The sequence below is a fragment of the Granulicatella sp. genome (genome assembly GCF_057274575.1).
Map to the genome: position 1 here is coordinate 141,284 of NZ_DBHISP010000001.1, position 12,857 is coordinate 154,140.

Sequence of the window (12,857 nt, forward strand, 5' to 3'; positions counted from 1 at the left end):
TAATAAAAATTGCAAACAAAAAAGAAGCAATCCTTAAAGACTGCTTCTCATACTCAATTCTTAATCTAAGAAATCTTTTAATTGTTTAGAACGACTTGGGTGGCGTAATTTACGTAATGCTTTCGCTTCAATTTGACGAATACGTTCACGAGTAACTCCGAATACTTGCCCTACTTGTTCTAATGTACGGATTTCACCGTTTTTATCAAGACCAAAACGTAAGCGAAGTACGTTTTCTTCACGGTCTGTTAATTGTTCAAGAACTTCATCAAGTTGCTCTTTCAACAATGCGTATGCTGTATGATCAGCTGGGCTTGTTGCATTGTCGTCTTCGATGAAATCACCTAAATGTGAATCGTCTTCTTCCCCAATTGGAGTTTCAAGAGAGACTGGTTCTTGAGCGATTTTTAAAATTTCACGAACTTTTTCAGTTGGTAAATCCATTTCTGCTCCAATTTCTTCCGGTGTAGGTTCGCGTCCTAAATCTTGTAATAGTTGTCTTTGAACACGTACTAATTTGTTGATTGTTTCAACCATATGTACTGGAATACGAATTGTACGTGCTTGGTCTGCAATAGCACGTGTAATCGCTTGACGAATCCACCATGTCGCATAAGTCGAGAATTTGAATCCTTTCGTGTGGTCGAATTTCTCAACGGCTTTCATTAATCCCATATTTCCTTCTTGGATTAAATCTAAGAATTGCATTCCACGACCTACATAACGTTTTGCAATGGATACTACTAAACGAAGGTTGGCTTCAGCTAATTCTTGTTTAGCTTCTGTATCCCCTTCTTGAATTCGAAGAGCTAAAGCAACCTCTTCATCCGCACTAAGAAGTGGAACTCGTCCGATTTCTTTCAAATACATACGAACGGAGTCATTAATTTTTGTATTAGATGATAAGGCAGTATCATCTTCAACAGTTCCAACTTCAGCTTGTCGTTGACTTTCAACGGATAACTGATGACTTGTTGGTTCACCATTTGCATCAACAACACTAACCCCTGCATCCTCAAATTTTTGAATTAACTTATCCATTCCTTCCGCATCCAATTCAAATGGGATTGCGATTTGTGCAGATAAATCATCGTATAAAATTTGACCGAATAATTTTCGTTCTGCAAGAAGCATTGAAGTTGCTTCATTCAGTGTTTGACCTTTTTCATTTTTTTGAACTGTCATTCACCATTCCTCCATTCATTTTATTTCTTAATTGTCGTTGAATCTCCATTATTTCACGCATCAATTGCTGGCGTAAAATATCATCTTTCATAAGAGCAGCACGATTCAACTCTTCTTTTTTACTAGCAAGCTGCTCTTTTAGTGAATTTTTTTTCGATAAAATATAAACTAAATCTTGAATTTCCTGTTCTGTACAATCCGGTGGAAAGTTAGACAGCTCAATTTCTGAAACAAGATTTCGGTTCAAAACATCTTTATCATCTAAAAAGAGGAAAAAATGTTGGACATCAACTTCATTATCTTCATTTTTAAAAGATTGTAACAATAAAAATAACTGTTCATAATGCGAATCAGGAAATACGAATTCAGAATCAATTCTATTTAGATAAGTCCATGCCTGTTCATTATGAAGCAATCGATACATCAATTGTCTTTGAATATGCTCATTCTTCGTAGTAGGTTTAATCTCAACTTGACGATAATGAGGAACCGACTCAGCGTTTGACTGCCTTTTTTGGTTTCCTAAGCGTAACCGTAATTGTTTTACCTGATTTAAAATGGTTGAGAAATCTAAATCAAATTCATCAGCGAGAGATTTCATCGCCAAGTTTAGCTCAACTTCATTATTAATTTTAGAAAGTTCTACAATCATTTCTTCGATATACTGAATTTTTTGGCTTTCTATTTGCAATGAATACTTTTTAGAAAGAAACCGTTTCTTAAATTGATATACCGTTTCTTGAGAATACTCTACTAATTCTTTAAACGCTTGAGTTCCCCGTTCTTTTATGAATTCATCAGGATCTAAGCCATTATCAAAAGGAATAATTCCTATTTTGAAAGCATTAGTGTCTTGAATCAATTCTATTGCACGATTCGTAGCTTCTAACCCTGCTTTATCCCCATCATAAGCAATCAGAATGGTATCTGTAACTTTCTGTAAAGTTTGTATTTGATCAGGAGTTAATGAGGTCCCCATTGAAGCTACCCCAATTGAAACACCTGCTTGCCAAGCAGAAATAACATCCATATACCCTTCAAATAAAATCACTTTATTCTGTTTTCGAATATTTTTCTTTGCTAAGTCGAAGTTGAAAAGAAAATTTCTTTTTGAAAAAAGGATTGTCTCTGGACTATTTAAATATTTTGCTTGAGAAGCGAAATGATCAGAATAACCTGGTAGGACTCTTCCGGAAAAAGCAATAATTTGGCCATGTTCATTTCTAAGCGGAATCATAATTCGTTGATTAAAACGATCAAAAAAACCGTTTTGATTTTCAGAAAATAGACCTGAAGCTTCCTTTTCCTCATCCGTTAATTGTAATTCTTGAAGGACTTGTTCTAATTGTGTTCTGTCTTTTAAAGAAAAACCAAATCCAAATTCTTTTAAGGTTTCAACTGTATAGCCACGATTTTTTAAATAATCTAAAGCTTCATGTCCACCTTTAGTATTTAAAAGAACGTGAGAATAAAACTCCGCCGCTTTTTCATGAGCCTCATATAATTTTTTCTCTTTTTTAGGAATAATCGTTTGCGTTGTCGGTAACTCTACATCGATATCAATGTTAGAGAGTTCAGCAACTCGAACCACAGATTCCGGAAAAGACAAGTTTTCAAGCTCTTGCATGAAATTAAAAACATTACCACCTCTCCCGCAGCTAAAACAATGGAATAATTGTTTTTCTTCTGTCACAGTGAAAGATGGTGTTCTTTCGTCATGAAATGGACAACGACCAAATAGACTTTTTCCTTGTTTACGTAATTGAACGAACTGCCCGACAATGTCAAGAATATTCACTTGCGATTGTATGCTTTGAACCGTTTCTTTTGAAATTCTTTGACTCATAAAAAAACACCCTCCATACAATACGTCTAATGATACAGCATATAATATAACATAATTCTAAATTGAATGCAATGTAATCAATTTTATTATTCACTGAAAACATTGTTATTATCATCTTTATAGTATATACGTTTAACTTTCAATATAACTTATAAGGATATTAATAAAAAGAAAAGAGCAAAGCTACTAAGCAATGCTCTCTTTTGTAATAAATTGTTCAATGAAATCCCAAGCTTTTTCTACTCCTTCTCCAGTTTCTGAAGAAAAAGTTAGGAACAAGTCTTCTGGAGGTTTTCCAAACGCTTTACGAATTACACTTACATGTTTATTCCATTTCCCTCTAGGAATCTTATCACATTTTGTCATCACAATACGATAAGGAATATTGTAGTATTCAAGGAACTCTCTCATTTGAACATCTTCTTGGCTCGGCTCATGTCTAAAGTCTACCAAAATTAGAACTAATCTTAATGATTGACGAGTAGTAATATATTCCTCAATCATTTTTCCCCACTTTTCACGTTCTTTCTTTGAAACCTTTGCATAACCGTATCCTGGTACATCCACAAAGTAAAACAGCTCATTGATATGATAAAAATTTAACGTTTGTGTTTTACCAGGTTTACTAGAAGTTCTAGCAAGACTCTTTCTTTGAATCAACTTATTGATAAAGGAAGATTTCCCAACATTCGAACGACCAGACAAAGCAATTTCAGGAAGGTCTCCAGCAGGATATTGTGCTGGAGAAACTGCGCTAATTGTAAATTCCGCTTTATTAACCTTCATTTTCTAACCCTTTCTTTTCTGGTATTTTAACAAAGAATAATAATATTGAACCGATTAGGAATAAAATAACTAATGAGAATACGCCATCTAATGATTTTCCTGTCAATTGAGCAGTAATCCCTAACAATGTAGTCCCAAGAATAGACGAGAATTTCCCAAAAATGTTATAAAATCCGAAAAATTCATTTGACTGATTCGCTGGAATAAGTTGACCAAATAATGATCGACTTAAAGACTGTACCCCACCTTGAGCAGTACCAATTAAGATAGCAAGAAATAAGAAATCATTGTACGTTTTAAGACCTAAAGCTAAAATACAGATAGCTATATAAGTACCAATCCCAATGAATAAAGTCATTTTATTGCCAATTTTTTTGGATAAAAAACCATAGAACAGACTAAACGGAAAGGCCACAATTTGAACGATTAACAAAATTACAATTAAACTATTCCCATCAAGTCCCATATCTGCTCCAATTGCAGTAGCCATTTTTATAATGGTTCCTACCCCATCGATATAGAAGAAATAAGCTAATAAGAAAAGAAATACTTGTTTGTGCTCTCCAATATGTTTAATGGTCTTCCACAAGCGGATAAAACTATCTTTTACAGGATTTTTTGGTTTTTCAATAAATGATTTTTGTTTTACATATCTCCAATAAGGGATTGTAAACACAAACCACCAAGCAGCAGTAATAAAGAATCCTACGATTACGACAGCAGTGGAATTTAATCCACTAAACTGCATGACCATCATAAATAAGATAAACGGAAAAACACTACCTATATATCCATAGCCATAACCTGCAGCAGAAATACTGTCCATTCTATCATAGGAAGTTACGTCCATAATGGAACTATCATAGAAAATATTTGAAGCAGAATATCCGATTGCAGAAAATGTATATAGAAGAAGTAAAATCATCCATTGATCACTTTCTACAAACATCATACCGACTACCGAAAATACTCCTATCAACGTACTCCACGTAAACATTGGGTTTCTATATCCCTTATAATCAGCCAATGCACCTAATACAGGTGCCATAATAGAAACAATGAAAGTTGCAATCGAGTTTGCATATCCCAAATAAGCAGTAGAATCCGCTGCCGAAATACCGGCGTTAGAAGTTACCGTTTTGAAAAATAAAGGAAATATTGCAGTTGTAATCATTAATGAATAAACAGAATTTGCCCAGTCCTGCATAATCCAAGCAAACTCTTCTTTTGAATATCTTTTTTTAATAAAGGATTTTAACCCTCTCATATATCTCTCCCTCAATTCATATAGTCAATAATAAAATAGAATGAAATACCGCATCTCATTCTATCCTACCATATATTTGTGAAATTCCCTAGGATATCAGGCGATTATCTTCATCGTACAAATCAGGTTGTCCTGTTCCTGTAACTATTGATTCAGTTACTACAACTTTAGTAATATCATTTCGACTTGGAATATCGAACATTAAATCCATCATAACAGATTCGATAATACTTCTTAATCCACGAGCTCCGGTTCTTCTTTCAATTGCTTTTGATGCAATAACATCAAGTGCTTTAGGTTCAAATTCCAACTCAACATCATCCATTGCAAAGAGCTTTTGATACTGTTTCACCAAAGCATTTCTTGGTTTCGTTAAAATATTAACCAAATCTTCTTTAGATAAAGGTTCTAATGCAGCAGTAATCGGAAGACGCCCGATAAATTCAGGAATCAACCCAAATTTCTGCAAATCTTCTGGAATAATAAGTTGCATTAGGCTTTCATGGCTTGATAAATTTTTATTAGAAGAACCAAATCCAATGACTTTAGCACCTAATCGTTCTTTTACGATGGTTTCTATACCATCAAAAGCTCCACCCACAATGAATAAAATGTTAGAGGTATCAATTTGTATCAACTCTTGATGAGGATGTTTTCGTCCTCCTTGAGGTGGAACTGAAGCAATAGTTCCTTCAAGAATTTTTAATAAGGCTTGTTGAACCCCTTCACCGCTGACATCTCGCGTAATAGAAACATTCTCACTTTTTTTAGCGATTTTATCAATCTCATCAATATAAATGATTCCTTTTTCAGCACGATCGATATCATAATCAGTCGCTTGCAATAATTTAAGAAGAATGTTCTCCACATCTTCTCCAACATAACCAGCTTCTGTTAACGTAGTTGCATCCGCAATGGCAAATGGTACATTTAGAATTCGAGCAAGGGACTGAGCTAAGTAAGTTTTCCCAGAACCAGTTGGTCCAATTAGACAAATATTACTTTTTTGTAATTCTACTTCGTCCTCGTCTTCATTTAATAAATGATTAATCCGTTTATAGTGATTATACACTGCTACCGCTAATGATTTCTTTGCATGTTCTTGACCAACAACATATTCATCTAACACTTTACGAATTTCTTGCGGTTTTAAAACATCAATCATTTCATCCATACTTATAGATGAAAATTCTTCATCAATGATTTCTTTACATAAATCAACACATTCATTACAAATAAACACATCAGGACCAGCGATAATTTTTTTTACTTGTTCTTGCGATTTTCCACAAAAAGAACATCTTACTTGTTTTGTTTCATCTTTATACAATCTGAAACCCCCATTCTATTTCCTGATTTCTTCTATTAAGAGTACCATAAGTCTTAATTTTCAACAAGAAAAGTTGTTTCAATAAAAAAGCGCTGATTTCATATTGAAACCAGCGCGATAAACTTTCATATATTAAGCTTCTTTTGCAGACTCTGTAATCACTGCTAATGCTTTCTTCATTGAGATATCGTTTTTCAACATATCTACTGAAACAGCAGCACGAACTGCATCTTCTTCCATACCGTATTGAGCAGCTAATTCTTTCACTTCGTTAGCTACATCTTCATCAGTTGCTTCGATGCCTTCTTCTTTAACAATTTGTTCTAAAACTAAGTTAGTCTTTGTACGAACATCAGCGTCTTTTTCCATCATTTTGTGTAAATCTGCTTCTGTTGTACCAGTAATTTGGTAGTACATTTCAGGAGAGATTCCGTTACGACGCATATCGTTTAAGTAGTGTTCCATTTGACGGTGAACTTCGTCGTGAACCATTTCGTGTGGTAATTCAACGATTTCAGCGTTTTCTACTGCTTTACGTAAAGCTTCATCTGCTACTGCTTCATCAGCAGCTTCTGCTTTAGCTTCTTCTAATTCTTTACGGAATTTTTCTTTTAATTCTGCTAATGTTTCAACTGAATCATCAACATCTTTAGCGAATTCATCTGTTAATTCAGGTAATTCTTTAGTTTTTACTTCGTGAACTTTCACTTTGAATACTGCTTCTTGACCTTTTAAGTTTTCAGCATGGTATTCTTCTGGGAAAGTCACTTTCACTTCTACTTCATCGCCTTCTTTTGTGCCAACTAATTGGTCCTCAAAGCCAGGGATGAATGAACCTGAACCTAATTCTAATGAGTGGTTTTCACCTTTTCCGCCTTCAAAAGCTTCGTCACCTAAGAAACCTTCGAAGTCAATTACAACAGTATCGCCTAATTCAGCTGCATCTTCTTTTACAACTAATTCAGCTGCACGAGCTTGTTCTTGTAATAGGCGATCTTCAACATCTTGCTCAGATACTGTACGATCTTGTTTTTCAACAGTTAATCCTTTGTATTCACCTAATTTAACTTCAGGTTTAACAATTACTTCTGCTTTGATAACCCATGGTTTGCCTTTTTCGATAGATTCGATATCGATTTTTGGTTGAGTTACTGGGAAGATTCCAGTTTCTTCAACTGCGTTATCATATGCATCTGGTAAAAGAATGTTTAAAGCATCTTGGTATAAAGCTTCTTCACCGTACATTTTTTCAAATACTTGGCGACTTACTTTACCTTTACGGAAACCAGGTACGTTCACGTTCTTTTTAACGCGGTTAAACGCTTGGTCTAGCCCTTTTTTAATATCTTCTTGAGAGATTTCAAATGTTAAAACAACTTTATTAGTTTCAACTTTTTCAAATTTTGCTGTCATAATATTCCTCCATAAATTCATTATTCATCTTAAAGACGAATGGATTTACATACTCATTCATTTTACAATACTCTTCATCTTTTGTAAAACATAATTGACCTGAGTAGAATGTTTATTTTATAGGTACTTTTCTACAATGTTAAAAAAAGGTAACAAAAGTAATTGTTTTTTTCATTTTACAATTAAAATGTTATAATAGTCGCCAAAGGAGGGATAAAATGATTCAATATCCAAAAGGGCAAAATAACTTAATACGAACTGCTAATAAAGCTGAAAATCAAACTAGCTATAGTAGTCGTGGAATGGGTTTAGAAAATATATTGAATCAAACCAATGAACTCTATCGTATTCAAAAAAGAGCAGTCATTCATAAGAAGCCTACTCCAATTCAAGTCGTTAAAGTAGACTATCCTGTCAGAAGTGCTACTAAAATAACTGAAGCATATTACCGTCATGCTTCTACTACTGACTACAACGGAGTTTATAAAGGGAGATATATCGATTTTGAAGCGAAAGAAACTAAAAATAAAACTTCATTTCCTTTAAAAAATATCCATGAGCATCAGTTAACACATATGAAAGAATGCACCGATCAAGGTGGAATTTCCTTTGTAATTTTTTACTTTTCAACTTTAAAAAAATACTATTTGCTCGAATACCCAAAAATTGATGAATATATAAAGGATGTTCGTTCTAAAAGACAATCAATCCCTTTATCTTACATTCAAGAAAATGGATATCAAATTCAACTTTCACTACAAATGACTCTAAATTATTTGGATGTAGTGGATGATTTATTATAAGGAGGTCAATAAATGACTGAAAACAATACTGGCCAGTCGCGTTCATCGAAACACCGCCATACAAAAAAGAAAGCCTCATCTCCTTCAAATAAGAAAAAAATATTAAAAAAAGTTCTTATTGGTTTAGGAGCATTTATAGGAGTTGCACTGATAGCAATCATTGCAATTTTTGCATATTATGGTTCCACTGCTCCTGAAATTAAAGCAAGTGACCTTCAAGGAGCGACTGAAACAAAAATATATGATAAAGATGGCAAATTAATCTCTTCTCTTGGAGGAGAAAAACGAGATGTCATTACTAGTGATCAAGTTCCTCAATTACTTAAAGATGCTGTAACTTCAATTGAAGATAAACGATTCTACTCTCATATAGGAATTGACCCAATTCGTATTCTAGGTTCCTTCTTTAGAAATGCTAAAGCTGGTCAAATAACTCAAGGTGGTAGTACGATTACACAACAATTGATTAAGCTTTCTGTCTTTTCTACAAAGAAAGAAGATCAAACATATCAACGTAAAATTCAAGAAGCGATTCTAGCTCTTAAACTCGAACGTGAGTTTTCTAAAGAGCAAATCCTTACTTTTTATTTAAATAAAGTATATATGGCTAATAGTGTCTACGGATTTGGTACAGCTTCACACTATTATTTTAACAAAGAATTATCGGAGTTAACGCTTCCCCAAGTAGCTTTACTTGCCGGAATGCCTCAAGCACCTAACTCCTATGATCCTTATGCTCATCCTGAAGAGGCAAAAGAACGCCGAGATACAGTTTTATATACAATGAAAACAAATGGAAAAATTACTAATGAGCAATACGAGCAAGCTTTAGCGACTCCAATTAATGATGGACTAATTGCTCATAACAATAATGTTGATAGTTCAGATAAAGCTTTAGTCTACGATTCTTTCGTAACGATGGTCTTAAAAGAAGTTCAAGATAAAACAGGTCTTGATCCCTATAATGACGGTCTAGTAATCGAAACCACCATTGATTCTAAAGCACAACAAAAATTGAATGATATTGTTAACACAAATGACTATATCAATTATGTTAACGATAAAATTCAAAGTGCTTCTGTAATGTTAGATTCTAAAACAGGTGCCGTTCGAGCTGTCAGCGGTGGTCGCAAACAAACAACTCTATTCGCTTACAACCGAGCAACTGATAATCAAAGAAGTACAGGTTCTACTATCAAACCAATTATCGACTACGGCCCTGCTATTGAATATTTAAACTATTCGACTGGTCAAACGCTATTAGATCAAAAGACAACTTATTCAAATGGTGTTGAACTAAATAACTGGGACTTTAGACACAATGGCCCAATGACATTACGTAGAGCTCTTGTGTATTCAAGAAATACAACAGCATTAGCAGCGTTCAAGGCTGTTGGTGAAACCAATATTAAATCATTCCTGAATAATTTAGATATTCAAATTAAAAATGATGGACAAGATTATTTAGTAGAAAGTAACGCTATTGGTGCAGAAATTTCTCCAATTAAAATGGCTGCTGCTTACGCAACTTTCTCTAACGCCGGAACTTACTCAAAACCATATACTGTGACTAAAATCACTACTCGTGATGGTCAAGTTTATGAATTTAAACCAGAACAAAAACAAGCAATGAAAGATTCTACAGCATACATGATTACGAATGTCTTAAAAGATTCATTCACATATGGTTTTGCCACTGAAGTAGCAATTCCTGGACTTTCAACAGCAGCTAAAACTGGGTCATCAAACTACACTATTGAACAAAAACGTGCAATGGGCGCTTCTGATTATGAAGACATTATCCCAGATTCATGGTTTATCGGATATTCACCTGATTATACAATCTCAGTATGGACTGGTTATGATAATCCATACGAAAAAGGTGGTGGCGTAGATACCACTGAACAAGGATATGCTAAGCTAATTTATTATCACTTAATGAAATATATGGCTCAATACTCTAGTGGAGAAGATTGGGTTCAACCAGAAAGTGTTGTTCAACAACAGATTGAAGTAGGTTCAATCCCACTAAGTCTTCCTGGGCCTAGAACACCTGCAAACATGATTGCTAAGGAGCTATTTGTAAAAGGAAGTACTCCAACTCAACAATCTTCAAATTACGGTGTTACTATCGAAGGTCCAACCGGTCTAAAAGCGACATACAATAAGGAAAAGAAAGAGTTAACGGTGACATGGGATCGTTATAATAATACGGGACAAGAAACTCCACAATTCAAAGTGACTGCAAATGGCCAATCACAGACTGTAACTGGAAATTCCGTTAAATTCCAAAATATTACTGGACCAAGTGTTTCTGTATCCATTGTCGTAACTGTTGGACGTAATAGTTCTGACCCTATTACAAATGAGTTCCAAATCGAACAACCTACAACGACTCAAGAACAAACAACTCGTCAATTAGAAACCACTACTGATAATAATCGTCGTCAAACTAATAATGAACAAACATCTCAAAAACGACGAACCCGTTAGTAAAATGACCTAAAAATAAAGACTATATCAATTTTATAGATATAGTCTTACCTACAAAAAGCTCCCTATGAATAATCATAGGGAGCTTTTTTATGTCCTTTTAAAATTAAAGTACACCAATTATTTAGCAAACTCAACTGCTCTTGTCTCGCGAATAACAGTAACTTTAATATGTCCTGGATATTGGAGTTCTTCTTCAATTTGATTTTTGATGTCATGAGCTAAAATTATTGCCTTTTCATCGCTAATTTTGTCTGGTTGTACCATTACACGTACTTCACGCCCCGCTTGAATTGCAAAACTTCTTTCTACACCTTCATGTTCTGTCGCAATCGCCTCAAGTCTTTCTAGACGACGAATATAATTCTCAACTGATTCACGTCTTGCTCCTGGGCGAGCTGCTGATAAAGCATCGGCTGCTGCCACAAGAACGGCAATCGTTGAAGTCGCTTCAACATCTCCATGGTGTGAAGCAATGGCATTTACAACTACTTTGTTTTCATTATATTTTTGAGCGATTTCAGCACCAATCTCAACGTGCGAACCTTCAATTTCATGGTCCAGTGCTTTTCCTAAGTCATGAAGTAAACCTGCTCGTTTAGCAAGATTTACATCTTCCCCTAGTTCACCGGCCATCACACCAGCTAACTTAGCAACTTCAATACTATGGTTCAATACGTTTTGACCGTAACTAGCTCTAAAGTATAAACGACCTAAAATCTTAATCAAATCTGGATGTAATGAGTGAATTCCGACTTCAAATGTCGCTTGTTCACCAATCGAACGAATACGCTCATCCATCTCTTTACGAGATTTTTCTACCATTTCTTCAATACGAGCGGGATGAATTCGACCATCAGAAATTAATTTCTCTAAGGTCATCTTAGCGATTTCTCGACGAATTGGGTCGAAACCACTTAAAACTACCGCTTCTGGAGTTTCATCAATAATAACATCAATCCCTGTTAATGATTCAAGTGTACGAATATTTCGACCTTCTCGTCCGATAATTCGTCCTTTCATTTCATCACTTGGTAAAGTCATAACTGTTACTGTATTTTCAGAAACTAAATCTGCTGCAGATCTTTGAATCGCTTGAAGAATGATATTTTTGGCATTTTTATCAGCTTCATCTTTTGCAAGTTGCTCAGACTCTTTAATCATGATGGCACGTTCCTTACTTAACTGTTCGGTCATGTCCTTCATAATTATTTCTTGTGCTTCTTCTTTACTAATCGTAGAAATACGTTCCAATTCTTCTTGTTGTTTAACAACTAGAGCTTCTGCTTCTTGCTCTTTTTCTGTCACTCTTTCAAGTTTCTCTTGGATTTTTGTTTCCTTCGATTCAATGGATTGTTCACGTTTTTCTAAAATTTCATCCTTACGATCCAAATTCTTTTCACGTTGAATCATTCTCTTTTCTTGAAGAAGTACTTCATTTCGTCTTTCTTTTAACTCATTTTCAACTTCAGCACGATACTTATGATTTTCCTCTTTTGCTTCTAAAAGAACTTCCTTCTTTAATCGATCTGCATCTTTTTCAGCATCTTTGATAATCATATCAGCCGATTCGCGAGCTGCTATTAACTTTTTCTCATAATTTGATTTGAAACCAACATATCCAGCAACAATTCCAATTATTAAAGCTAAGATCGCGAGGCCACCTATTACTACTGAGTCCATTGAGTCACCTCCGTCTCTATTTAATTTTATTCAAAATAAATTGCATTGATA

9 protein-coding genes are annotated in these 12,857 nt (G+C 34.5%); 2 read left to right on the forward strand and 7 right to left on the reverse strand.

The annotated features are described in order from the left end of the window. Nucleotides 1-60: 60 nt before the first annotated feature. The 6 genes from rpoD to tig all read right to left on the reverse strand — a co-directional run bounded on the left by rpoD (nt 61) and on the right by tig (nt 7,827). Entirely contained in the window at nt 61-1,134 is a 1,074-nt protein-coding gene (gene rpoD / locus ACO5V7_RS00660) for an RNA polymerase sigma factor RpoD (protein ID WP_070445415.1), read from the reverse strand. Nucleotides 1,135-1,165: 31 nt separating this feature from the next. Continuing rightward, a complete protein-coding gene (dnaG, locus tag ACO5V7_RS00665) occupies nt 1,166-3,031 on the reverse strand; it encodes a DNA primase (protein ID WP_485484664.1) in 1,866 nt (621 codons plus the stop codon). 186 nt (nt 3,032-3,217) lie between these two features. Continuing rightward, entirely contained in the window at nt 3,218-3,817 is a 600-nt protein-coding gene (gene yihA / locus ACO5V7_RS00670) for a ribosome biogenesis GTP-binding protein YihA/YsxC (protein WP_485484665.1), read from the reverse strand. After that, on the reverse strand, nt 3,807-5,084 hold the full coding sequence (locus ACO5V7_RS00675; RefSeq protein ID WP_485484666.1) for an MFS transporter: 1,278 nt from the start codon (nt 5,082-5,084) through the stop codon (nt 3,807-3,809). The genes yihA and ACO5V7_RS00675 overlap by 11 nt, the downstream gene beginning before the upstream one ends. An 88-nt stretch (nt 5,085-5,172) precedes the next feature. Further along, nucleotides 5,173-6,414: an ATP-dependent Clp protease ATP-binding subunit ClpX gene (clpX, locus tag ACO5V7_RS00680; RefSeq protein ID WP_485484667.1), complete on the reverse strand. Its 1,242-nt coding sequence runs from the start codon at nt 6,412-6,414 to the stop codon at nt 5,173-5,175. Nucleotides 6,415-6,546: 132 nt separating this feature from the next. Continuing rightward, the gene (gene tig, locus ACO5V7_RS00685) at nt 6,547-7,827 is read right to left on the reverse strand and encodes a trigger factor (protein ID WP_485484668.1); all 1,281 of its coding nucleotides are present in this window, start codon (nt 7,825-7,827) and stop codon (nt 6,547-6,549) included. Between the two features lie 218 nt (nt 7,828-8,045). On the opposite strand from tig, the gene recU reads away from it, so the two are divergent. Beyond that, complete coding sequence (recU, locus tag ACO5V7_RS00690) at nt 8,046-8,630, forward strand: Holliday junction resolvase RecU (RefSeq protein WP_485484669.1); 585 nt, start codon at nt 8,046-8,048, stop codon at nt 8,628-8,630. Between the two features lie 12 nt (nt 8,631-8,642). After that, nucleotides 8,643-11,123: a transglycosylase domain-containing protein gene (locus ACO5V7_RS00695; RefSeq protein ID WP_485484670.1), complete on the forward strand. Its 2,481-nt coding sequence runs from the start codon at nt 8,643-8,645 to the stop codon at nt 11,121-11,123. Between the two features lie 120 nt (nt 11,124-11,243). Here the strand turns inward: ACO5V7_RS00695 and rny are convergent, their stop codons facing one another. Continuing rightward, nucleotides 11,244-12,806, reverse strand: a complete 1,563-nt coding sequence (rny, locus tag ACO5V7_RS00700; protein ID WP_298649232.1) for a ribonuclease Y — start codon at nt 12,804-12,806, stop codon at nt 11,244-11,246. Between the last annotated feature and the right edge of the window lie 51 nt (nt 12,807-12,857).

Coding starts and splice junctions, on each gene's coding strand:
- rpoD (WP_070445415.1), bottom strand. CDS start 1,134: ATGCTTCTTGCAGAACGAAAATTATTCGGTCAAATTTTATACGATGAT.
- dnaG (WP_485484664.1), bottom strand. CDS start 3,031: ATGAGTCAAAGAATTTCAAAAGAAACGGTTCAAAGCATACAATCGCAA.
- yihA (WP_485484665.1), bottom strand. CDS start 3,817: ATGAAGGTTAATAAAGCGGAATTTACAATTAGCGCAGTTTCTCCAGCA.
- ACO5V7_RS00675 (WP_485484666.1), bottom strand. CDS start 5,084: ATGAGAGGGTTAAAATCCTTTATTAAAAAAAGATATTCAAAAGAAGAG.
- tig (WP_485484668.1), bottom strand. CDS start 7,827: ATGACAGCAAAATTTGAAAAAGTTGAAACTAATAAAGTTGTTTTAACA.
- recU (WP_485484669.1), top strand. CDS start 8,046: ATGATTCAATATCCAAAAGGGCAAAATAACTTAATACGAACTGCTAAT.
- ACO5V7_RS00695 (WP_485484670.1), top strand. CDS start 8,643: ATGACTGAAAACAATACTGGCCAGTCGCGTTCATCGAAACACCGCCAT.
- rny (WP_298649232.1), bottom strand. CDS start 12,806: ATGGACTCAGTAGTAATAGGTGGCCTCGCGATCTTAGCTTTAATAATT.